Source organism: Hahella chejuensis KCTC 2396 (assembly GCF_000012985.1).
In the GTDB taxonomy this organism is placed as follows: domain Bacteria; phylum Pseudomonadota; class Gammaproteobacteria; order Pseudomonadales; family Oleiphilaceae; genus Hahella; species Hahella chejuensis.
The window spans coordinates 4,668,970-4,689,114 of sequence record NC_007645.1 but is presented as its reverse complement, the minus strand read 5'-3'; the positions used below and the strand labels follow the sequence as shown (position 1 = coordinate 4,689,114).

Sequence of the window (20,145 nt, the reverse complement as noted above, 5' to 3'; positions counted from 1 at the left end):
CTATCTCTGCCCAGAGAGTTATGATGCATCGAAAATAGCATAGTGACGTGTCTAATCTTTGTCGACAGGATCAAAGGCGTTATGTTTAGAAAAAGTGGGTTACAGAGAAGAAAAGAAATAAAGGCCGCACGCTTGGAGAGGGTCAAGCGATCGGAGGTGGATGTTTACTCAGAAGTCGTCCCTAAAGGTGCGTTGCCTGCAAATACGGAAATTCTGAGGGAGATAAATCCTTTGGAGCGTTTGCCAAACTTTTATATAGACCGTCATTTCATATGTAAGGACTGTGAAAGTCACGAGATATGGACGGCAAAGCAACAGAAGTGGTGGTATGAGATTGCCAGAGGAAGTATCGCATCGAAAGCTGTACGATGCCGGTCGTGTCGTTACAAAGAAAAACGTAGGAAAGAGGAGGCCAGGAGAGTCCATCTTGAAGGTTTGGCAAGAAAATATAACAAGTAGCGGCAGCTCGTCCTTCGAATGCAAACGAATGAATATGCAGCGACCGTGATTATTAGGTGGAAGTATGGATAGAGATGATTTGCTAGTACCAACCTTAAAGGTTGACCCAAAGGAAATTGGGTGGTGCTTTATCTCCAATTATTACGATGCTCCAATAGAGGGATTGGTATACTTTCGGGGAGAAATTCATCGGTTTTGCTGTTTTCCTGAAGATGTGCCTGATCAGAAAGTTTTTGTTGTATTGGAGTTGAATCCGGAAGAGATGGAATTTCAACTGAAAATGAAAGAGAAGTTTGAGAGGATGGTTGGTACACACTGGTCTTATGACGAGAACGGAAATGCATTGCCCGAATCATCCGCGACACCTGAAAGTGCAAAGCAATACTATGACTCGAAGCAGGGCGAAAAGTATATTGGTCCTTACGATGCTAAAGTGATTGCTTGGTTTGATTTGTCAAAGGATGTGGACGGAGTTGCATAACAAAGTTAAGTGGCATTGTGAGTAAACGACTGCGCATCCTTGCACCGCTGCGACCAAGTAGCGATACGCGCATTGTGAACTCCAAAGTGATAAAATATACTGCATAAAAATACAGTATGGTTGTGACCTCGGTAAATGGCGCCGGTTGTGTGGATGACAAGCCACGATGCGACGTTTTTTGGCGTTAGATACGGGATAGGATGTAACATGCTGAATCCCCCCTGAAGGATCTGCAAGGTCATGAAATTGATAAGCGCGAATATGCGATATACAAATGTTAGATTCGTCAAATTATGGAACTAAACTTTTCCTCGATTATTATCTTAGTATTGCTGACTGCGGTGATCGCTCAAGCTATTAGTATCGTTTTTTCTCAAAAAGGGTTCACATGGAAAACTATTTTAAACTTCTTGGCTAGTGCCTGCGTTATTGTTGGGGCTGTAGGCTTTTTTGGTCCTGCACTTTCGTCAATTTCTGGCCTAGGTGCTTCGCAGTCCTTTGAATGGCCAATAGGTAATACCGATAAAGCCCTAGAATATCCTGACGGCTACCTAGTCGTACCTCATGAGCCATCTGGCAGAGTCCAATTGTATAATCACTCTCTTCAGTTTATACGAGGCTGGCAAGTAAAGGCCTCCGGCGGCCCATTCAAGTTGTTCCCAGCTGAGGACTCTACTTTTTATATATTTACCGCGCGAAGTAGAATGAAGTACCACTACGATCTAGATGGAAATTTGTTATCTTCACAAAAGTATACTGGTCCTTATCCCAAGGATAGTGTTGATTTAGTAAGTGCTTCGATACCAACACCTATATATCTACAGGCATTCACTCATCCACGTACAGCTTGGTTTGTCGCTGTAATTGGTGCGCTGTTGTTTATAGCCGTTAATGCACGTGGTCTAAAATCTAATAGATAGATATTGCCCACTAAGTACATCTATCACATCGGACTGATTGTGGCTTTGGGGATAGCTTTCATTAGTAAAGGCCCAGTGTCCGTTGGATACTTTGGCATCATATCTCAATGCATAGCGCGTGGAAATGGCTATGCATGCCTGGGAGATGGCGCGAGGGTGCGCTAAGTCTTGATTAAATTTCGTCCAATTGGCATAGGTATCATGCTAGATGGACCGCAAGTTACTTTTTTGTTAACTTTTGTATCGTCATTGGCGTTGCCTTTATTCTGGTTTGTCATTCGCCAAGACAGAATATTGTGTAATGGCCCTATTTACCTTGCGATAAGGTAATGGTGCCATAGCAACCTCCAATTATAGGAAAATGTAGTTTAGGGATTACCTACCTCATATGAATGCTCCAGTAGAAGTCTCTATGAACTGTATTTCTATGAAATGCGTGGCCCTCCTTATATGTGCATCAGGAAGCCGTTACGCGTCAATTATTAGTAAATGGATGGGCTTTCGACTGTAACTGCTATGAATAAAATGCTTATCTCTCTTTTTTTGGTGTTCACTTTATCTGGTTGTGATAGTGACCTATATAATGAGCTGTTTCGTAATCCGTATCAGGTGGAAATAGCCGATAAAGTTGAACTAGGCGCCGATTGGAAAGAGTTTTCGCCCGATCCTGCCTTGGAAATTATAAATCAGACTCAGTGGATTACCTTGGAGTTTGAAGATGTAATAACCTGGGATTTCAAAATGGACGGTTTTGAATCTGATGGTTTGCTGGATAAGGATGGAAACCCCGTACAAATAGATATAAAGGTTCTTACTCAAGATGGAACAACCTATTACATGAGTGAAACGGCGCTAGCTGGGTTTATAGCATTTGGAACTGATGGCGAGAAGCTTCCTCGTGGCTCAAGTGTTTCAAAGGTTTATATAAAGTCAGATAAGGTTATTGCTAACGTCAAGATCGGCTGGCTTTGCATTACTGGGAAGTAACCGGAAGGCTTATTGTTTTGTTTTATGGAAAAATGTTGTATTTTTATTAGTTATTGTCGCTATTTTTGAAACAATTGTGTAAGCTAATCCCCATATTCTGCACTACTGCGCCCTGACAACTCTCAGGGCGTTTTCATATAGAGACCCGGTATCCGAAAGGAGCCGGGTTTTTTGCTTTGTGCGCCAGGCATGGCGCGTAGTGCCTTGACGGGCGCTGTTCCGGTTCAGGTGGTGCTGGCCGGATGACTTGGGGGTGCAAGTCCCCTGTGGGCCCGGCAAGGGGAACCACTAGCCGAACGGCAAGGGTGTCCATCGTGAGGTGGAATCTGAAGGAAGCCGTAGGCAAAGCACTGGCCTGACGAACAGGAATCGCATACGAGGCGGCCACACTGGGTAAGGCGGCAAATACCGTCAAAGCCCGTACTTGCACGGAAGGTGTGGACGTAGATGCGGCGGGCATAAGTGTGAAGGTCACGCGTCTTACCCTGGGAAGTCTGGTTCTCTGCCGTTGTGCTACTCACCTCGTGAGGGGTGGGGATGGAGCGCCAGAACTCAGCCGAGGTCATAGTAGGTGCGTTACCGCGTACTGAAGGACTGAACATGGTTGACCGCCAGTAGGCGGTGAGTTCTCGTGATGTGCTTATGAAGACAGAAGCGATCCGGATGGGTCAGGGTATTCAGGGAGACGTCGGACGGTATCCGGCAGAGACTGAAGCCCGTGTTGAGGCAGACACGGGGGCTCACTCGTGGACGAACGCGGAGCCGAATACGCTGATGGAACAGGTGCTTGAGCGCCCGAACCTGATGCATGCGTATCAGCGGGTGATGTCCAACAAGGGCGCCGCCGGTGTCGATCAGATGCCGGTGGCGGCCCTGAAAGGCCACCTGCAACAGCATTGGCCAACGCTGCGAGAGCGGCTGTTGGCCGGAGACTACCATCCTCAACCAGTACGCCGGGTCAGTATCCCCAAACCGCAAGGCGGAGAACGGATACTGGGCATCCCAACGGTACAGGATCGCCTGATCCAACAAGCCCTGCACCAAGTGCTGAGCCCGATGCTGGAGCCGATCTTCTCGGACCACAGTTACGGGTTCCGCCCCGGGCGAAGCGCCCATCAGGCGGTTAGGGCGATGCAACGGCACATCAACGACGGTCACCGCTGGGTGGTCGATCTGGATCTGGAGCAGTTCTTTGACCGGGTCAACCACGATGTGCTGATGGGCCTGCTGGCCCGCCGCATCGCCGACCGACGGATGCTCACCCTGATCCGCCGATACCTGCAAGCCGGTATGCTGGACGGTGGGCTGGTCAGCCCAAGGCGGGAAGGCGCGCCGCAAGGCGGCCCCCTGTCACCTCTGCTCTCTAATGTGCTCCTGACCGAACTGGACCGGGAGCTGGAGCGCCGGGGCCACCGGTTCTGCCGCTACGCGGACGACTGCAATATCTACGTCCGAAGCGAGCGGGCCGGTCACCGGGTCATGACTAGCATTACCCATTACCTGAAAATGCACCTTCGCCTGAAAGTGAACGCGGAGAAAAGTGCTGTGGATCGACCATGGCGCCGGAGCTATCTGGGTTACAGCGTGAGCTGGCGCAAGCAGGTACGGCTGAGGATCGCGCCGAAGAGCCTGAAGCGCTACCAGGCCAAACTGCGTCAGTTGCTCAGACAATCACGAGGGCGACCGCTGCAGACCACCATTGCGCGACTGAATCCGGCACTCCGGGGCTGGGCGAACTACTATCGCCTGACGACCTCGAAGCGCCCAGTGGAAGGACTCGATGGCTGGGTGCGACGGCGGTTGCGCCTGTTGCTCTGGCGACAGTGGAAACGGACTTACACCCGAGCCCGTAATCTAATGCGACTAGGACTGTCCGAGCAGAGGGCTTGGAGTAGCGCAAGCAATGGTCGGGGACCTTGGTGGAATAGTGGCGCGTCCCATATGAACGCGGCGCTTCCCAAGAGGATGTTCGACCGCCTGTCTCTGGTAAGCTTGCTGGATACGATGAACCGGCTTCAGCGCCAATCATGAACCGCCGTGGTACGGAACCGTATGCCCGGTGGTGTGAGAGGACGGGGGAGGTAACTCCCCCTCCTACTCGATCTGGGTTATGCAAATCATGAGCTTCTACTTAGGCAAGCGCTCCAAGTCGCGCTTGGTTGGCTTACATCCTGACCTTGTGAAAGTGATCGAGAGAGCGATTCAGATCACACCGATAGACTTCACTGTGCTGGAAGGGCTGCGCAGCATCGAACGCCAAAAGGAACTGTATAAGGCCCGCAAATCGAAAACGATGCGCAGCCGCCACTTAACCGGTCATGCGGTGGACTTGGGTGCTTTGATTAATGGGGCGATCACCTGGGAGACTCGCTATTACCAGATACTCGCCGACGCTGTGAAGCAAGCCGCCGAAGAGCTGGGCATACCCATAGAGTGGGGCGGCGACTTCAACGGCTTTTTCGATGGACCTCATTACCAACTGCCTTGGAAAGAATACCCGTGAGCGCCTGGACTTCAATTCTGAACCTGTTTAAACCGGTCGCTGATTTGATCGACAACGTCCACACCAGCGACGAAGAGCGCCTGCAGGTACAGGCGCAGCTATTCCAGATCCAGGCCGAGTTAACCCAGCGAGTGATGGAGTACGAAACCAAGCTGCTGGAGGCGAAGGCCAGAACGATTCAGGCGGAGGCGCAAGGGCAAAGCATCCTACAGCGCAACTGGCGCCCGTTAACCATGCTGTGTTTCCTGGCGTTGGTGGTGTGCGACTCCTTCGGCCTGCTGACGTTCAGGTTGAGTGTGGAAGCCTGGGACCTGCTGCAAATAGGCTTAGGCGGATACGTCGCCGGCAGATCGCTGGAGAAGATCGCCCCCAAGGTAACCGACGTGATGAGTAAGAAATAATGGAAGAGAACCAAACCACCCGGAGGCACTGGCACTTGGACAAGACCATAAGTGTAGGCCATCTGATCAGCACGCTGGTAATCGCCATTTCCGTGATCACCTGGGCGGGCTCCATAGATCGCCGTGTGGAGCAAAACGCCTTAGCGGTGAAGTACCTGAATGAAGAGCAGGTGCAACAGCGTCAGCGTATCGACGCCGTCCGTAATGAGATTAAAACGGATCTGCGGGCCATCAACGACAAGTTAGACCGCCTGATCGAGCGGCAGAGTGAACGCTAATGCCCAAGGCATCGCTAAGGCCCTGCAAAGATAAAGGCTGCCCTAATACGACCCGGCACAAGTCACGGTACTGTGAAAGCCACGCAGACAAGCGAGAGGCGACACGCTGGGGAGTCTGGCAACAACAGAAAGGCAGCGACACCCAACGCGGTTATGGTTGGCAATGGCGTAAGCTTAGAGCACGGATACTGAGACGAGATAACTACCTGTGTCAGGTGTGCTTAAAGCAGGGGCGAACCAGTGCGGCGACTCAGGTGGATCATATCCAACCCAAGGCGCAAGGCGGTGACGATCAAGTAGGAAACCTGCAGGCAATTTGCAGGCTTTGCCACAGTCATAAAACCGCAAAGGAATAGGTCGGGGCCAAGTTACTAAAGCGCTATTGCCTCAACCACAAACTCATAAAACCCTGCTACTTCTGGTGGCGATATCTCACCGACAGACCTAAATGGTAACTTATGGAATATGCGCTTCCAAAATGCTAGCGCCAGTGTATCGCCTTGATAAATGGAAATGTGCCACGCCTTATCTTCTTTGAAGATCATGTTTTTAATAGCGTAACTGGCTATTCCACGAGATCGGTACTTAGGAAGAATGAATAAGTCTGCAAGCTCTAGAAGCTCTTTCCCTCTAATCTCCACGGGCTCAATGGTAAGGAACCCGGCGACAGACTGGTCTGAGATAATTAAGTAGACCTCGCATTCTTCTTTTTCTTCAAGAGTGGCCAAAATATAGTCATCGTCGATATCGAATAGGCCGTTGTGATCGATATCCTCATGTGTGTAATAGGAGTTATGGTATTCGTAAAACTGCCACAGCATGCGTAATACGGGGAAGTCTTCTTTCTTTGCCTTTCTGATAGTGCAGCTCACTATAATTCCTTGTGTATAAGAGGTTGAAATAGCAAGCAATAATACCTGTTTGGGCAAGGCAGGGTGAACTAGTCCGGCGACGGAGGTGGATCACATACAGCCCAAAGCGAAAGGCGGTGACGATCAGGAGAAGAACCTGCAGGGAATTTGTAGGCTTTGTCATAGGCGTAAGACGTCGCAGAGTTGAGCAGGCTTCACCAGTTTGTGATACTGTAAGAATAGTTCTTACAAAGTGGAGGGCGAACCATGCCTAGAACAATCACCTTTCAGCCTAGCGCTGAGCTGGAAAGCTTCATTTCTTCGATGATCGAGACCGGCAGCTATAACAATCAGAGCGAAGTTATCCGAGCAGGGTTGAGGTTGCTACAAGAGCAGATGGCGGCTTCTAAACTGCAAGAGCTTCGTAGCCTGATTGATGAGGGAGAAGCCAGCGGAGAGCTTAAAAACTGGGATGTGAATGAGTTTCTTGCAAGGATGAAAAAGACCTCGAATGACGGATAACACATTCAAGCTTCGTCCTAAAGCGGAGGCTGATCTAGTCTCAATCTATCAGTTCTCGTTAAGGGAGTGGGGAGCAGACAAGGCGGAAGCCTATATCAGGGAGATTAACGAAGCTTTCCTAACGCTCGTTAACAACAAGACTCTTGGCAGTGATCGCAGCTACGTACGCCCTTCTTTGCGAGCTTATTACGTAGGCTCTCATGTAGTCTTCTACAAACCAACTGTTTATGGTGTCGCCGTTATTCGGGTTTTGCATCAGTCGATGGATTATGTGCGGCACTTATAAACTACGGGATCAGTCATGACAGCCGAGAGCATTTACACAAACAGCGATAACTTTACGGCATTTCCTGAGCCGGATGATGTCTTTGCAAGCGATGTCGAAAAGTCGGTAATGCTGCCTTTGGCTAAGTATAGGCCGGAAGGGTTTAACGAGGAGATACTACTGGCAACGCTTTTTGCTGATAGTGAGGGGCTTGTTGGTAGGGGTGACCTTAACGAGTTCATCGGAGGGGAGTGGTACTCCTATTCAAGGGTGGATGGCAAATGGAAGCTCGACTGTTCCCCTGAAGACCTTTGCTTATACGTTGAGATGAAAGAGGAAACGCAGGAAGAATACTTGAAGCAAAAGTTGCAATTTAAGGAGTTTGGATACGTCCCGAACCCAAACTGCGTTGAACTTCCATACCCTGACAATGCTCATATTCTCTTTACGCCAAGAAACAAAATCCATAGGTTCTCTAATTGGTTTACAGGGATACGTGACGCTATTCATTGGGAGTTGCTGGATGAGTGCGACGAGTATGGAAACCAATATGGATCATGCTTTGATAGTAAAGGTAATGCATATCAGTATATCGGCCATGCGTACTCAGGAGCGTATACATACCATCTGAATGCTGACCTTCACTTCCTGTATTGTAAGGCTACGGATAGAGTGCTGGTAGCTATGGAGTTCAACTGACCTTCCCAAGACGCAAGGCGGTGATGTTCGATAGGCGAACTTACGCGGGATATGTCAGGCATGCCATTGAGACAAGACCTTGTTGGATGGCTCGATAGTTGGAGTTGGTTAGCTATAATAGAGTAAATAGGGGGTAAATAATGACGAAGCCATATGTCGACTTTGAGTGGGCTATTGCGGGAAGCATTGATACGCCTGAAGAGAGTGTTCTCAACTCTATTATTAATAAGCTTGTGCAGCTCTCAGAGCTAGCTGTTGCTGCTGAAGATATGCCGGACATTATGCTTCAGATACAAACCTGCCAATGTGTCTTAAACAATCTAAGGCTGCATGTAGGGAAAGCAAGCTTTGATTACTTATTCAGTCTCGCAGATGTCGAACTGGAAAAGCTGGACGGCCTGCTTGAGACAGAAGGGCCCAGCCACTAGGGGGCGAGGTGGGCTGGTTAAATAATGATCAAATAACGAAAACAGGAAGGGGCGGGGCGGGTCAAATTTCTGACACCTGAGCGCCCAACACCGCACCCTTAAGTCTTTTTTTATACCCGCGAAATTAAAAATTTCAGATAAACGCTATGAGTGGAACCGCAACCAGAGCTGGACGGGGGCGGAAGCCCAAGCCTGTCGCGCAAAAGCTCCTGGCCGGCAACCCCGGAAAGCGTCAACTCAACACCCACGAACCCCAGTTTTCACAGATCACTAACATCGATTGCCCGGACTGGCTGGGCGACGACGCGCGCCGTATGTGGGCGCTGATCGCCCCGGAGCTTTGCGCGCAAAAGATCATCGCCATTACCGACGCGCATAACCTGGAAGCCTTCTGCGCCGCCTATGGTCGCTGGCGTCAGGCGGAGCGCGAATTGGCGCAGTACGGCATTACGATCACGGACGCAAACGGCGGCCTGAAGAAGAACCCGGCGGCCACCGTCGCCAACGAATCCTTAAAACAACTGGCGACCTTCGGGGCGCTCCTGGGCCTGGACCCATCCAGTCGCCAACGACTGACCGGCGGCGGCAATCAAGACGCATCAAACCCCTTCGATAAATTCTGATTTTCGGTTACTCCATGGCGGCTAAATATCCTCACGTCGAGGCGGCGACGCGGTACGCCCGCGCCGTGCTGGACGGATCTATCCCGGCGTACCGGTACACGCGCCTCGCATGCCAGCGTTACCTGGACGATCTCGCCCAAGAAAGCGACCCGGACTATCCGTATTACTTCGACAAGGCCGAGGCCGAGCGCGTCTGCGAGTTCGTCGAACTGCTGCCGCACACCAAGGGCGAGTGGGCGTTCAAGCGTCAGCTTATCAAGCTGGAGCCCTGGCAGGTGTTCGGCTTCGTCAACATCTTCGGATGGAAGAGTAAGGCCGATGATCTGCGACGCTTCCGCGAGGTGTATTGGTGCGTGCCAAGGAAGAACGGTAAAAGCATTATCGCCGCCGGTGTGGGGCTGTATATGTTCGCCTGCGACAACGAGTTTGGCGCCGAGGTCTACAGCGGCGCCACCAACGAACGCCAAGCCTGGGAGGTGTTCCGTCCCGCCAAGCTGATGGTCTCGCGCACGCCGTTATTGCAAAAGGCCAAGGGCATTGCCGTTAACGCCAAGAACCTGAACCGCCCGGCGGATGAGGCGCGCTTTGAGCCGGTTATCGGCAAGCCCGGCGATGGCGCAAGCCTCTCCTGCGCGCTGATCGATGAATACCACGAACACGACGCCCCCGACTTATACGAGACCATGGTGACGGGGCAGGGCGCACGCCGGCAGCCGCTGACGTTTATTATCACCACCGCCGGCAACAACATCGAAGGTCCCTGCTACGGCAAGCAGACCGAAGCGCAAGAGATGCTGGACGGCGTCGCGCCCAATGACGAGCTGTTTGCGCTGATGTATGGGGTAGACGATCCGGAGCGCTGGGCGGACCCGGACGTATTGGCCATGGCTAACCCGAATCTGGGCGTTAGCGTGTATAAAAAATACCTGGAAAGCCAACAACAGAAGGCGATTCGCTCCGCCCGCTTCCAGAACATATTCAAGATCAAGCATTTAAACATCTGGGTTACGGCGCGCTCGGCGTTCTTCAATATGGAGCAGTGGGCTAAATGTTATGACCCCGGCCTGAACGCGGACGACTTCGAAGGTCAGGAGTGCATCGGCGGCCTCGACTTGGCCGGCAAGCTGGATTTAAACGCTTTCGTCAAACTGTTCTACCGCGACCTGATGGACGAGGACGGAAGAACCCGCCGGCATTACTACTGCCTCTCGCCGGTGTTCTGGGCGCCCGAGGATACGGTCAACAACCCGGATAACCGCAAGCTATCCAGTCGTTATCAGAAGTGGGTCAACCTGGGGGCGCTCACCGCTACCGACGGCGCCGAGGTGGACTATCTGGAAGTGCTGGCGGAAGTCACCGACACCAACCAACGCCACCCCATTGCGGAGATCGGCATCGATCCGCACGGCGCGCTGAACCTATCGCACCGCCTGGACGACGAGAACCTGAACCCGGTGCAGATTACGCAGAACTATTCCGGCATGTCCGCCGGCATGAAGGAGCTTGAAGCGGCCATCGCCGCCGGGCGTTTTCATCACGACGGCCACCCCATTTTAACCTGGTGTATGGGCAACGTGGTGGGGCGCTACATGGGCGGCGCCGATGACGACATCGTCCGCCCCACCAAAGAACACCGAGATAAGAAAATCGACGGCGCGGTCGCGCTCATCATGGCCGTGGGCCGCGCCATGCTGGCGGCGGAAACCACTGGTCCCAGCATAAGGTTTGCCTGATGTTTAATTTATTCAGACGTAAAAGCGCGCCGGTGATTGACAGCTCGGCCAAGCTCGCGGAGTTGCTGGGCGCATGGTATGACGCCGACGCCGGCGTACAGATCACTCCCGGCAACGCCCCGGAGATCAGCGCCGTGTTTTCGTGCATCAAAGTGCTGACGGAATCCATCGGCATGCTACCGCTGAACCTCTTCAAAGAGCTGCCCGGCGGCGGATCGGAAAAGGCGGCTAACCACCCGCTGCAGACGTTGTTGAAGCATGGACCGAACGACTACCTGACCGATCAGGAATACAAGGAACTGATCGTCGCGCACCTGTGTTTGCGCGGCAACCATTACAGCTACATCAACCGCACGGCGGCGGGTCGGGTGCTGGAGCTGCTGCCCATGGCCCCGGACGCAGTGACGCCAAAGCTATCCAACGATTACGAACTGACCTATGACGTGCAGTTTAAAGCGGGGCCTGTGCGCACGCTGCCGGCGGAGGAGGTGCTGCATATTCGCTTATGGAGCCTGGACGGCCTGACGGGGCTGAACCCGATTCAATACAACCGCCACTGCCTGGGGCTGGCCAAGGCGACGGAAAAGCATGGCTCCACACTGTTCGCCCATGGCGCCAAACCCTCGGGCGTGCTCGCCACCGATCACGCGCTGACAGACAAACAATACGAGCGCCTGAAACAGGAGATGGAGCTGCACCGCGGCGTCGCCAACCAGAGCCGCGAGATGATCCTCGACGGCGGGCTGAAGTGGCTGCAGGTATCGATGACGGCGGAAGACAGCCAGTTTTTAGAAACGAGAAAGTTTCAGCGCTCGGAGATCGCCGGCTTTTTCCGGGTGCCGCCGCACATGATCGGCGACTTGGAGCGGGCCACCTTCAGCAACATTGAACACCAAGACCTCGCCTTTGCGCGGCATTCATTAATCCCATACTGCACGCGCATCGAGAAGCGCGTTAACAAATCGCTGCTGTCCGACAAAGAGCGCGTCGCCTATTTCGTTAAGTTCAACATCAACGCCCTGATGCGCGGCGACATGAAGACCCGCAGCGAGTACTACACCGCCATGATCCAACACGGCGTCATGTCGCCCAACGAGGTCCGCATCCTGGAGGATATGAACCCCAGAGAAGGCGGTGATACCTACCTGACGCCATTGAACATGGCCGTTAACGGACAACCCACGGGAGGTGCCGAAAGTGCTGAGTAAGCAAAAGTTAGATTTTCCATTAAAGATCAAGTCCCTGTCCGACACCGGTGAGTTTGAGGGGTACGGCTCCGTATTCGGGGTTAAAGACTCCTACAGCGACATTGTCGTCAAAGGCGCGTTTAACGCCTCCCTGGCGCGCTGGAAACAACAAGGCCGCCTGCCGGCGCTGTTATGGCAGCATCGCATGGACGAGCCTATCGGCGTTTACACCGCCATGGAGGAAGACGAGCACGGTCTGAAGCTGTCCGGGCGTCTGCTGATCGACGATGACCCGTTAGCCAAGCGCGCATACGGGCACCTTAAAGCCGGCTCTATTTCCGGCCTCTCTATTGGTTATTCCGTCCCGTCCAACGGCATGGAATACGACAGCGCCAAAGAAGCTTTTTTGATTAAAGAAATTGACCTGTGGGAAGTGTCCCTGGTGACTTTCCCCGCCAATGACGAAGCGCGCATTGCGCAAGTCAAACACCGCCAGCGAAACGCCGAGCACGCACAAGCTCTGGCCGCTATTTCATCCTTAAAAAATTTATTCACCACAAGGAACTAACCCTGATGCCAGTTGAATTAAAAGACATTCAAGACGTAGCGGAAGAACTGACCAGCCGCTTTACGGAATTTAAATCAGCCAATGACTCCTCTATGGAGGCCACCCGCGCAGAGGTAATCAGACTCACCGAAAAAACCGACAAGCTGAACGCCCAGCTGAGCGAACTGGAGGCCCTGAAAAAGGAGTTGGACGGCCTTTATAAAAAGCAGAACCGCCCCGGAACGGTGGAGGGCGATGCGGAATACCGCAAACACTTTATCGACCAGTGGATGCGAAAGAACAACGCCGCCGACATTGAAGCCAAGGCCGTCAACCTGGGCGCGAATCAGGACGGCGGCTTTGGCGTGCCGGAGGAGCTGGACCGCCAGATCCTGGAGCTGGAGCGCGAACTGTCTCCCATGCGGGCGCTGTGCCGAAATATCCAGGTGTCCACAGATGGCTACAAGCGTCTCGTTAACCTGGGCGGCGCCGGTTCCGGCTGGGTCGGCGAGACCGACGCCCGCCCGGAAACCAACACACCCAAGCTGGCGCAGATCGAAGCCTTCATGGGTGAAATCTACGCGAACCCCGCCACGACTCAAAAGGCGCTGGACGACGTGTATTTCAACGTTGAGCAATGGATCGCCGACGAGGTGGCGCAAGAGTTCGTCGACCGCGAAGCCGACGCTTTTCTAAATGGCGATGGCGTAGGCAAACCGAAAGGCATCCTGGCTTACGCCATGGACACCGCCCCGGACGCCTCCCGCGAGTTCGGCAAGCTGCAACGAGTGATCAGCGGCAAGGCGGGCGATTTCAACGCGGATAACCTGCTAAGCGTGATCTACCGTCTCAAGAAGGCGTTTCGCCGCAACGCCAACTGGATGATGACCGGAACCACGGTGGAGAAGGTGCGCAAGTTCAAGGACGCGGACGGCAACTACATGTGGCGTCCCGGCATCGAGGCGGGCCAGCCTTCGTTGCTGTTGGGCTACGGCATCGAGGAGAACGAAGACATGCCGGAAGTGGCGGCGGACGCTAACGCCATCTTGTTCGGCGACTTCATGCGAGGTTACAGCATTGTGGACCGCATCGGCGCGCGCATGCTGCGCGATCCCTACACCCATAAACCCTTCGTTCACTTCTACACCACCAAGCGGGTGGGCGGCATGCTAGTAGACTCCAACGCCATTAAGGTGCTGACCTTAAGTAAGGGGGCGTAATGGCCCCCATCACCTTAGAAGAAGCCAAGCAGCATCTACGCGTGGAGCACGACGAGGAAGACGCCTACATCGAAACCCTGATCGCGGTGGCGCGCAATCTGGCGCAGGAGTATTCCGGGCTTTCCCTGGCGGAGGGCGAGAGTATTCCCGAACTGGCCAAGCACGCCATAAAAATGATCATCGCCACCCTGTACGAGCAACGGGAGGACCAGACGGCGGCGACGGTTTCGCAAGTCCCGCTGTGCTCCAAAGCGCTGCTCGACCTGCTACGGATTCGCAGGCTATGAGAGCGGGACGACTGCGGCGGCGGGTGACGATTCAAGCCAACGTCGCCACCCAGGACGAGTACGGCGAAACCGTGCAAGGCTGGCGAGATCTCGCCACGCGCTGGGCGGGCGTAGAGCCGCTGTCCGGTCGGGAGTTCCTGGCCGCCAGCGGCCCCCGCGCCGAGCTGACCGCCCGCATCGTGCTGCGCTGGGAGCCGACCCTGGCCGGGCTCGCGTCCCAGGATCACCGGGCGATCTATCAGGGGCGCGTCTATGACATCCATTCCGCCATTAACACCCGCGAGGAAAACAAAGAATGGGTGCTGATGTGCGCGGATACAGGGGCGGCGGTATGAGCAGCGGCGTCAAGATAAGCGGCTTGCGCGAGCTGCACCAAGCCTTACAACAACTCGGCAAGCAGGCGGCCAACAAGGCGGCGCGGGACGGACTGACCGAGGCGGCGAAAACGTTTAGGAAAGAGATCCGCCAAGGCGCGCCCGTGAAAAGCGGTCACCTGCGTAAACACATCCGCTACAAGTTGCGCAGGGATCGCAGCGGGCGCGGCTTCACCGGTCGCGTAGGCGTGCATCCCAAGGCTTACTACGCCCGTTTTATCGAGTTTGGCGCGGCGCCGCACGCTATTCCCAACCCGACCACCGGACGAGGGAGAAACAAGCGCAAAAACAAAAAGCGCCTGCGCATCGGCTCGCAGGTGGTCGCCGGCGTTAACCATCCCGGCATTGCGCCACGTCCTTTCCTGCGCCCGGCGTTTCTGCGCGCCAAGGATGCGGCGATCAAAGCCGCCGGCAAACGCATGTGGCATTCGATCATTCAAGCGAGGGCGCGCCGATGATTATCCCGCGACTGCTGAAGCGACTGCGCAAGTCGGATCAGGTTAAGGCGTTGGTTGCGCCGTCCGCGATCCACGGACGCTTCCTGCCGCCGCACGCGGCAACGCCGGCGCTGTCTCTGCTGTATGTCGGCGACGATCCCGTCAACGACCTGGGCGGAGAGGATAACAGCCGCCGCGAGCGGGCGCAGATAGACGCCTGGGCGCCGACGCTCAAGCAGGCGGACCAGTTAGCAAAGGCTGCGATGGCTGCATTGGCTTCACGCGGCCAAGACTTCACCGCTGTGCGCAACGGCAAAACCTACGAGTACGACGACGCGGCCCAGCTGCACCGGCTGAGGCTGGATTATTCATTCATATATTACGAGGACTGACCATGGCGAAAATGCCCGCCGACGGTACGAAAATAGAGGTTGATACAGTAACCCCAGGCACGCCCGACACGGAGGTGACCGGGGTTAAATCCTTCTCTGGCTTCGATGGCGAACGCCCGGAAATCGACAACACGGATTTAAGCAGCGAGGCGTCCGAGTTCTTTCTCGGCAAGCGCGACTGGGGCTCTTTCTCTCTGGACTGGTTTATCAACTACAGCGATCCCGGCCAAAACGAGATCCGCGCCGCCGAGCTGTCTGGAGCGTTGAAGACCGTCAAGATCACGTTTCCCGACCTGACCACGGCGACCTTTAAGGCGTACGTCAAAAACGCGACCAGCCTTTCCGGCGGGATCAGCGGGATGCTGGAAGGCTCCGCCGCGCTGCGCATCACCGGTAAACCCACTTTCGCAAAACAGTAAACGAGGCCCATTTATGAGCTACTTAAACAAGCAACAAATTCTATCCGCCCAGGACATTGAATCCGTCGACGTAGACGTGCCGGAGTGGGGCGGGACCGTGCGGGTCGCCCTGATGAGCGGCGCCGCCCGCGATGATTACGAGGGCTCACTGATTCGACTGGCCCCAGATGGAACCGCGCATCGGGACCTGACCAATATCCGCGCCAAGCTGGTGGCGGTCTGTCTGGTGGACGACAAAGGCGAGCGCTTATTCAGCGAGAGCGACGTTAAAGCCCTGGGCGCCAAATCCTGCGCCGCATTGGATCGCGTCTACCACGTCGCCGCCCGACTCAATCGCTTAACTCAAGGCGAAGTGGAGAACGCCGCAAAAAACTCCTGAGCCGGCCCGAGCGCCGGTTTTACTTCTACCTCGCCGCCAAATTAGGCAAGACCGTAAGAACCCTCCTGCAGGAGATCGACTCCGCCGAGCTGGCCGAGTGGATGGCTTACGAGTCCTTAGACGCCTACGCCGAGCAATTCGAGCGTGAACGCCAGAGCAGTGCGGAGCGGGCGGACGCCCTGAAAAACCTCCTGTTCGGCGACGCCTGGCGCGATGCCTAACCCTTCTATTTCGTAATTCCTACAGGTTGCTAATGAGCCAAGAAATGATCGGCGCGCTGTCCATCGATCTGCGCCTTGCAACGGCCAAGGTCGAAGACGGGCTAAAAAGCGTCAACACCCATCTGGAGCGCACGGCGTCAGCGGCCAACAACGCCGGCAAGATGTTTTCCGTGCTGACCACCATCGCCACGGCGGGCGTGTTTGGCGGCGTCATCAAAGGCAGCCTGGACGCGGCGAATCACCTGGGCGACTTAAGCGTGCGCCTGGGCGTGAGCGTGGAAGGGCTGAGCCGTCTCGCTTACGCGGCGCAGTTGTCGGGCGTCGCCGCCGGCACATTGGAAACCGGCCTGCAGCGCATGACCCGACGCATCGCCGAGGCGGCCGCCGGCAGTGGCGAAGCTATCGGCGCGATCAAAGCGCTGGGCTTATCCGCGCAGAAGCTCCAGCAACTGCGACCGGAACAGCAATTTGAAGTGCTGGCGGACGCACTGGCGGAAGTGCCGGCGAAGTCGGACCGGGTCCGTCTCGCCATGAAACTGTTGGACTCCGAAGGCGTCGCCCTGCTGCAAACCATGGAGGGCGGCAGCGCCGCCATTCGGGCCATGGGCGAGGAGTCCGACCGCACCGGCAACACCATCAGCACCAGCTTTGCGACCCAGGCCACCGCCGCCAATGCCGCCATTATCAAGATGAATGCGGCGCTGACGGGCATGACCAATAACATGGCCGTGGCGTTGGGGCCGACCATCGAGCGCGTCGCGCACTTCATGGGGGATGTGCTGCCCGAGGCGGCCAAGCTGGGCGGGCAGGCGGTGCGCTTGCTCGCCGCCGGCGCATTGGAGGTCAGCGCCAGCGTGATCGAGTTTATCCGGGTCGGGACCTACTACCTGGGCAAGCTCTCCGATGACGTGGCGAAAGTGGACGCCGAGCTGTACGCCATGCAGGAGAATCTGCGCGGCGCCACCGGCGACATTTTCGCGGAGATGGAGGGGGCGAACAGGGAGACGGAAAAGTTCAAGGTGACGCTGGGCGAGAGCGTCGTCACCCTGCAGGACTACCAAGGCGTGACCGCCACCGTGGCGGACAACCTGCAACGGGTGAAGGCGGCCCAGGAGGAAGCCAACGCCGCGCTACAGCGTCAGAACGAAATACGCGGCAATGTTGAAAGCATCCGCGAATCCCTGCTGACCGAAGAGGAGGCGGAACGGGAGTCCTACCAGCGCCGGCGGGACATGCTGCAGGAGGCGCTGGACGAAAAACTGCTGACCCAAACGCAGCATATGGAGTTGTTGGGCGAGCTGTCCGCGCAGCATCAAGCCACGCTGACGGAGATCGAGGAGCGGGAGAAGGGCAGGCGCAAGGCCCTGGCGGAGGCGGAGCATCAGGAGCGGGTGTCGGTCATGACCGGCATGCTGGGCAACCTCTCCACCTTGATGGACACGAAAAGCAAGAAGCTGTTTGAGATCGGCAAGAAGGCGGCCATCGCCAACGCCTTGGTCTCTGGTTATGAAGCGGCGGTGCATTCTTACAACAAAGGCGCACAGATCGGCGGCCCCATTGTCGGAGCCGCATTTGCGGCCACGTCCGTGATCGCCACCGCTGTGCAAATTCAAAAACTGAAATCGCAGAAGTTTGGCGGAGGCGGAACCGTCAGCGCCGGCGGAGGCGGAGCGCCGCCCAACACCTACCAGCCGCCACAACCTACGATCCCCAGCGGCCCCGCCAGTGGTAAAGGCGAGGGCGCGCAGATCATTTTTCAGTTTAACGGCGCCGTGAATGGCGATCCCTACCTGATCGCCGACGCCATCGCGCCGCACCTGCGGGACATTGTCAGCAAGAAAGACATTGTGATTGTGGAAGCGAACAGCCGCAACGGCCAGCAACTAAGAGGGCTTTAATGTATATCGAATACACAGCAAAGCGGCAGATTAAGCCGGACCACACTGAGGGCGGCTTGTATTGGCTGGATGTGAAATTAACCCGCTGCAAGTACGAGCCGCAACCGGAAACCCACACCACCATCGCCCTGAACGGCAAGGCGAAGACATTATTTCATCGCCTCGACCAGACCTATGACATCGCAACGGCGTACACCGACGACCTGGATCAGATTGCAGAGCTGCACGAATTCCTGGCCTCCGTGTGCGGGGGCGAGAGTTTCAAGGTTGACTTGATGGGAGATGGAGCAGGGCTTCTTCAAACAGCTATGCTTCATCCAGTGGTATATAACGTGGAAAGGTATGGGACGACCGATTATTTACATTTCTCCTTTAAAGTAAGGCTAGTCTGAAGCTTTGGATATATATGATTTTTAAGGTGAGCGTATGTTTTTATTTGCAATTCACATTGGGTTTGTGGGCTGATTTGTTAACTATCTTATTTTATATATCTGTAATTCCTGATCTGGTTGTTTTTTGAATGCTGTTATAAGAAACGAATTGCATCTGTTGTTTTCAACTAAATATCTATTTGTGTTGTTTGTTTTAATTTTTATATTAATGTATTTGAAAGGTTTGTGTTTGTGTATTTTTTTGCTGGATGATGTATTGGGGAGGGTTGCAATAATTTTGCTGTTTACATAAACCGGGGCTAACATTTGCAGATCACTGGAAGATAATTTTTCTATCAATGAAGATGGTGGTCTAATTTGAATGATTTCTGGAGGAGATGAAGTATGGATGTGGTGCGTATTGTCCGTGGTGTTGTTTCTTCTATTATGTTCTCGCTTGTTTTATCTGGGTGCGGGCCTTCTACGTTTGTTAAAACCAGAGTTGACTTTGAGCCATTTCAAGGTGATTTAACAAAGAAAACTGATTCAGGTATAAGTATTGAGCGTTACTTCCTTAAAAATGTGCCTGATGAATTCTATCTGCCAGTGCAAAGTTGCGATAGAGAAACGCAGCTGCCAATTGTCGGTATTGATGGCAAGCCGAAATTGACAAATGAGCTTGCGATACCGAAGGATACGATGTTGGAGAAAGTGTCAATAACCAATAATACAGGGCATGTTATTCGTTTGAACTCTGTGGTTATTACTGCTTTTGATCCTGCCGATAATCAATATGATATGCTTGATAAGGGGCAGCTTGCCTCATATCTGATGCAGGAGCGGCCTTGTGCAGGAACAGATAAACTAATAAGCCATCAAGGTATTATCAGGTTAATTAGTAAAAATACTGAGCTTCTTCCAAATAGAACAGTAACAGGATATCTTATCTACAAGCCATTTGATATGAATATTCCAGGAGTCTGGAAGCTATCATTCTATGAAATACCTGTAAAGACGAACTCTGCTGGAGTTCCGACAAAAACTGTCAATTTTGAATTTCGTAGTGTTTTGAAAAAATATCAAGATACATATAAAAGAGAGGATCTTTTTTCCCAGCCAATAAAAATAGCTACGGTAGAAGTTAGATAATATTTTGATATTAAAATGAGCGGCATTTCTGAAATGCGAGACCATTTTTAGATGAAAACGGTGCCTCCAGATTTCTGGGGGCACCGTTATTCACTATCACATAAAAGAAAGTTT

The 20,145-nt window shown here is 54.0% G+C and carries 29 protein-coding genes; 28 read left to right on the top strand and 1 reads right to left on the bottom strand.

What is annotated here, in order from left to right:
• Nucleotides 1-81 precede the first annotated feature (81 nt).
• From HCH_RS35260 to HCH_RS35255, 9 genes are all read left to right on the top strand, one after another.
• The gene (locus tag HCH_RS35260; protein ID WP_011398336.1) at nucleotides 82-459 is read left to right on the top strand and encodes a zinc-ribbon domain-containing protein; all 378 of its coding nucleotides are present in this window, start codon (nucleotides 82-84) and stop codon (nucleotides 457-459) included.
• A 64-nt stretch (nucleotides 460-523) separates the two neighbouring features.
• The gene (locus HCH_RS20440; protein ID WP_011398335.1) at nucleotides 524-940 is read left to right on the top strand and encodes a hypothetical protein; all 417 of its coding nucleotides are present in this window, start codon (nucleotides 524-526) and stop codon (nucleotides 938-940) included.
• A gap of 293 nt (nucleotides 941-1,233) precedes the next feature.
• Nucleotides 1,234-1,860 (top strand): hypothetical protein, encoded by a 627-nt coding sequence (locus HCH_RS33930; RefSeq protein WP_148212636.1) that lies wholly within the window; start codon nucleotides 1,234-1,236, stop codon nucleotides 1,858-1,860.
• Nucleotides 1,861-2,376: 516 nt separating this feature from the next.
• A complete protein-coding gene (locus tag HCH_RS20435) occupies nucleotides 2,377-2,847 on the top strand; it encodes a hypothetical protein (protein ID WP_148212635.1) in 471 nt (156 codons plus the stop codon).
• A gap of 642 nt (nucleotides 2,848-3,489) precedes the next feature.
• Nucleotides 3,490-4,878: a group II intron reverse transcriptase/maturase gene (gene ltrA / locus HCH_RS20430; RefSeq protein ID WP_011395787.1), complete on the top strand. Its 1,389-nt coding sequence runs from the start codon at nucleotides 3,490-3,492 to the stop codon at nucleotides 4,876-4,878.
• Nucleotides 4,879-4,966: 88 nt separating this feature from the next.
• Nucleotides 4,967-5,350 carry a M15 family metallopeptidase gene (locus tag HCH_RS20425; protein WP_011398333.1) on the top strand — a complete coding sequence of 128 codons (384 nt, stop codon included), beginning with the start codon at nucleotides 4,967-4,969 and terminating at the stop codon, nucleotides 5,348-5,350.
• Nucleotides 5,347-5,751, top strand: a complete 405-nt coding sequence (locus tag HCH_RS20420; RefSeq protein WP_041598831.1) for a 3TM-type holin — start codon at nucleotides 5,347-5,349, stop codon at nucleotides 5,749-5,751. Before HCH_RS20425 ends, HCH_RS20420 begins: the two co-directional genes overlap by 4 nt.
• Nucleotides 5,751-6,029 carry a hypothetical protein gene (locus HCH_RS20415; RefSeq protein WP_011398331.1) on the top strand — a complete coding sequence of 93 codons (279 nt, stop codon included), beginning with the start codon at nucleotides 5,751-5,753 and terminating at the stop codon, nucleotides 6,027-6,029. Before HCH_RS20420 ends, HCH_RS20415 begins: the two co-directional genes overlap by 1 nt.
• The gene (locus HCH_RS35255) at nucleotides 6,029-6,385 is read left to right on the top strand and encodes an HNH endonuclease (RefSeq protein ID WP_011398330.1); all 357 of its coding nucleotides are present in this window, start codon (nucleotides 6,029-6,031) and stop codon (nucleotides 6,383-6,385) included. The genes HCH_RS20415 and HCH_RS35255 overlap by 1 nt, the downstream gene beginning before the upstream one ends.
• Before the next feature lie 15 nt (nucleotides 6,386-6,400).
• On the opposite strand, the gene HCH_RS20405 is transcribed toward HCH_RS35255, so the two are convergent.
• On the bottom strand, nucleotides 6,401-6,901 hold the full coding sequence (locus HCH_RS20405; protein ID WP_011398329.1) for a GNAT family N-acetyltransferase: 501 nt from the start codon (nucleotides 6,899-6,901) through the stop codon (nucleotides 6,401-6,403).
• A gap of 85 nt (nucleotides 6,902-6,986) precedes the next feature.
• Here HCH_RS20405 and HCH_RS35250 point away from each other — a divergent pair, with 85 nt between their 5' ends.
• The 19 genes from HCH_RS35250 to HCH_RS20310 all read left to right on the top strand — a co-directional run bounded on the left by HCH_RS35250 (nucleotide 6,987) and on the right by HCH_RS20310 (nucleotide 20,031).
• Nucleotides 6,987-7,088, top strand: a complete 102-nt coding sequence (locus tag HCH_RS35250) for an HNH endonuclease (protein ID WP_083769802.1) — start codon at nucleotides 6,987-6,989, stop codon at nucleotides 7,086-7,088.
• Nucleotides 7,089-7,147: 59 nt separating this feature from the next.
• Nucleotides 7,148-7,402, top strand: a complete 255-nt coding sequence (locus tag HCH_RS20395) for a type II toxin-antitoxin system ParD family antitoxin (RefSeq protein ID WP_011398328.1) — start codon at nucleotides 7,148-7,150, stop codon at nucleotides 7,400-7,402.
• Nucleotides 7,392-7,688, top strand: coding sequence for a type II toxin-antitoxin system RelE/ParE family toxin (locus HCH_RS35245; RefSeq protein WP_011398327.1), 297 nt, complete (start codon nucleotides 7,392-7,394; stop codon nucleotides 7,686-7,688). Before HCH_RS20395 ends, HCH_RS35245 begins: the two co-directional genes overlap by 11 nt.
• Before the next feature lie 15 nt (nucleotides 7,689-7,703).
• Nucleotides 7,704-8,366 carry a hypothetical protein gene (locus tag HCH_RS20385; protein ID WP_011398326.1) on the top strand — a complete coding sequence of 221 codons (663 nt, stop codon included), beginning with the start codon at nucleotides 7,704-7,706 and terminating at the stop codon, nucleotides 8,364-8,366.
• 140 nt (nucleotides 8,367-8,506) lie between these two features.
• Nucleotides 8,507-8,794 carry a hypothetical protein gene (locus HCH_RS20380; RefSeq protein ID WP_011398325.1) on the top strand — a complete coding sequence of 96 codons (288 nt, stop codon included), beginning with the start codon at nucleotides 8,507-8,509 and terminating at the stop codon, nucleotides 8,792-8,794.
• A 146-nt stretch (nucleotides 8,795-8,940) separates the two neighbouring features.
• Nucleotides 8,941-9,417, top strand: a complete 477-nt coding sequence (locus HCH_RS20375; RefSeq protein WP_011398324.1) for a phage terminase small subunit P27 family — start codon at nucleotides 8,941-8,943, stop codon at nucleotides 9,415-9,417.
• Between the two features lie 14 nt (nucleotides 9,418-9,431).
• Complete coding sequence (locus tag HCH_RS20370; RefSeq protein ID WP_011398323.1) at nucleotides 9,432-11,150, top strand: terminase large subunit; 1,719 nt, start codon at nucleotides 9,432-9,434, stop codon at nucleotides 11,148-11,150.
• Nucleotides 11,150-12,358 carry a phage portal protein gene (locus HCH_RS20365; RefSeq protein ID WP_011398322.1) on the top strand — a complete coding sequence of 403 codons (1,209 nt, stop codon included), beginning with the start codon at nucleotides 11,150-11,152 and terminating at the stop codon, nucleotides 12,356-12,358. Before HCH_RS20370 ends, HCH_RS20365 begins: the two co-directional genes overlap by 1 nt.
• Nucleotides 12,348-12,905, top strand: a complete 558-nt coding sequence (locus HCH_RS20360; protein ID WP_011398321.1) for an HK97 family phage prohead protease — start codon at nucleotides 12,348-12,350, stop codon at nucleotides 12,903-12,905. Before HCH_RS20365 ends, HCH_RS20360 begins: the two co-directional genes overlap by 11 nt.
• A gap of 5 nt (nucleotides 12,906-12,910) precedes the next feature.
• On the top strand, nucleotides 12,911-14,104 hold the full coding sequence (locus HCH_RS20355) for a phage major capsid protein (RefSeq protein ID WP_011398320.1): 1,194 nt from the start codon (nucleotides 12,911-12,913) through the stop codon (nucleotides 14,102-14,104).
• A complete protein-coding gene (locus HCH_RS20350; protein WP_011398319.1) occupies nucleotides 14,104-14,391 on the top strand; it encodes a head-tail connector protein in 288 nt (95 codons plus the stop codon). The genes HCH_RS20355 and HCH_RS20350 overlap by 1 nt, the downstream gene beginning before the upstream one ends.
• Nucleotides 14,388-14,726, top strand: a complete 339-nt coding sequence (locus tag HCH_RS20345) for a phage head closure protein (protein WP_011398318.1) — start codon at nucleotides 14,388-14,390, stop codon at nucleotides 14,724-14,726. Before HCH_RS20350 ends, HCH_RS20345 begins: the two co-directional genes overlap by 4 nt.
• Entirely contained in the window at nucleotides 14,723-15,223 is a 501-nt protein-coding gene (locus HCH_RS20340) for an HK97-gp10 family putative phage morphogenesis protein (protein ID WP_011398317.1), read from the top strand. Before HCH_RS20345 ends, HCH_RS20340 begins: the two co-directional genes overlap by 4 nt.
• Nucleotides 15,220-15,594: a tail completion protein gp17 gene (gene gp17, locus HCH_RS20335; protein ID WP_011398316.1), complete on the top strand. Its 375-nt coding sequence runs from the start codon at nucleotides 15,220-15,222 to the stop codon at nucleotides 15,592-15,594. Before HCH_RS20340 ends, gp17 begins: the two co-directional genes overlap by 4 nt.
• Nucleotides 15,595-15,596: 2 nt before the next feature.
• Nucleotides 15,597-16,013, top strand: a complete 417-nt coding sequence (locus HCH_RS20330; RefSeq protein WP_011398315.1) for a phage tail tube protein — start codon at nucleotides 15,597-15,599, stop codon at nucleotides 16,011-16,013.
• Nucleotides 16,014-16,026: 13 nt separating this feature from the next.
• Nucleotides 16,027-16,392 (top strand): hypothetical protein, encoded by a 366-nt coding sequence (locus tag HCH_RS20325; protein WP_011398314.1) that lies wholly within the window; start codon nucleotides 16,027-16,029, stop codon nucleotides 16,390-16,392.
• A gap of 253 nt (nucleotides 16,393-16,645) precedes the next feature.
• On the top strand, nucleotides 16,646-18,511 hold the full coding sequence (locus tag HCH_RS20320) for a hypothetical protein (RefSeq protein WP_011398312.1): 1,866 nt from the start codon (nucleotides 16,646-16,648) through the stop codon (nucleotides 18,509-18,511).
• Entirely contained in the window at nucleotides 18,511-18,903 is a 393-nt protein-coding gene (locus HCH_RS20315; RefSeq protein WP_011398311.1) for a hypothetical protein, read from the top strand. Before HCH_RS20320 ends, HCH_RS20315 begins: the two co-directional genes overlap by 1 nt.
• Nucleotides 18,904-19,287: 384 nt before the next feature.
• A complete protein-coding gene (locus tag HCH_RS20310; RefSeq protein ID WP_011398309.1) occupies nucleotides 19,288-20,031 on the top strand; it encodes a hypothetical protein in 744 nt (247 codons plus the stop codon).
• Nucleotides 20,032-20,145 lie beyond the last annotated feature (114 nt).

Coding starts and splice junctions, on each gene's coding strand:
- HCH_RS20350 (WP_011398319.1), top strand. CDS start 14,104: ATGGCCCCCATCACCTTAGAAGAAGCCAAGCAGCATCTACGCGTGGAG.
- gp17 (WP_011398316.1), top strand. CDS start 15,220: ATGATTATCCCGCGACTGCTGAAGCGACTGCGCAAGTCGGATCAGGTT.
- HCH_RS20440 (WP_011398335.1), top strand. CDS start 524: ATGGATAGAGATGATTTGCTAGTACCAACCTTAAAGGTTGACCCAAAG.
- HCH_RS20435 (WP_148212635.1), top strand. CDS start 2,377: ATGAATAAAATGCTTATCTCTCTTTTTTTGGTGTTCACTTTATCTGGT.
- HCH_RS20345 (WP_011398318.1), top strand. CDS start 14,388: ATGAGAGCGGGACGACTGCGGCGGCGGGTGACGATTCAAGCCAACGTC.
- HCH_RS20370 (WP_011398323.1), top strand. CDS start 9,432: ATGGCGGCTAAATATCCTCACGTCGAGGCGGCGACGCGGTACGCCCGC.
- HCH_RS20425 (WP_011398333.1), top strand. CDS start 4,967: ATGAGCTTCTACTTAGGCAAGCGCTCCAAGTCGCGCTTGGTTGGCTTA.
- HCH_RS35260 (WP_011398336.1), top strand. CDS start 82: ATGTTTAGAAAAAGTGGGTTACAGAGAAGAAAAGAAATAAAGGCCGCA.
- HCH_RS20385 (WP_011398326.1), top strand. CDS start 7,704: ATGACAGCCGAGAGCATTTACACAAACAGCGATAACTTTACGGCATTT.
- HCH_RS33930 (WP_148212636.1), top strand. CDS start 1,234: ATGGAACTAAACTTTTCCTCGATTATTATCTTAGTATTGCTGACTGCG.
- HCH_RS20320 (WP_011398312.1), top strand. CDS start 16,646: ATGAGCCAAGAAATGATCGGCGCGCTGTCCATCGATCTGCGCCTTGCA.
- HCH_RS20355 (WP_011398320.1), top strand. CDS start 12,911: ATGCCAGTTGAATTAAAAGACATTCAAGACGTAGCGGAAGAACTGACC.
- HCH_RS20375 (WP_011398324.1), top strand. CDS start 8,941: ATGAGTGGAACCGCAACCAGAGCTGGACGGGGGCGGAAGCCCAAGCCT.
- HCH_RS35255 (WP_011398330.1), top strand. CDS start 6,029: ATGCCCAAGGCATCGCTAAGGCCCTGCAAAGATAAAGGCTGCCCTAAT.
- HCH_RS20315 (WP_011398311.1), top strand. CDS start 18,511: ATGTATATCGAATACACAGCAAAGCGGCAGATTAAGCCGGACCACACT.
- HCH_RS20380 (WP_011398325.1), top strand. CDS start 8,507: ATGACGAAGCCATATGTCGACTTTGAGTGGGCTATTGCGGGAAGCATT.
- HCH_RS20310 (WP_011398309.1), top strand. CDS start 19,288: ATGGATGTGGTGCGTATTGTCCGTGGTGTTGTTTCTTCTATTATGTTC.
- HCH_RS20330 (WP_011398315.1), top strand. CDS start 15,597: ATGGCGAAAATGCCCGCCGACGGTACGAAAATAGAGGTTGATACAGTA.
- HCH_RS20395 (WP_011398328.1), top strand. CDS start 7,148: ATGCCTAGAACAATCACCTTTCAGCCTAGCGCTGAGCTGGAAAGCTTC.
- HCH_RS20340 (WP_011398317.1), top strand. CDS start 14,723: ATGAGCAGCGGCGTCAAGATAAGCGGCTTGCGCGAGCTGCACCAAGCC.
- ltrA (WP_011395787.1), top strand. CDS start 3,490: ATGAAGACAGAAGCGATCCGGATGGGTCAGGGTATTCAGGGAGACGTC.
- HCH_RS20325 (WP_011398314.1), top strand. CDS start 16,027: ATGAGCTACTTAAACAAGCAACAAATTCTATCCGCCCAGGACATTGAA.
- HCH_RS20365 (WP_011398322.1), top strand. CDS start 11,150: ATGTTTAATTTATTCAGACGTAAAAGCGCGCCGGTGATTGACAGCTCG.
- HCH_RS35245 (WP_011398327.1), top strand. CDS start 7,392: ATGACGGATAACACATTCAAGCTTCGTCCTAAAGCGGAGGCTGATCTA.
- HCH_RS20415 (WP_011398331.1), top strand. CDS start 5,751: ATGGAAGAGAACCAAACCACCCGGAGGCACTGGCACTTGGACAAGACC.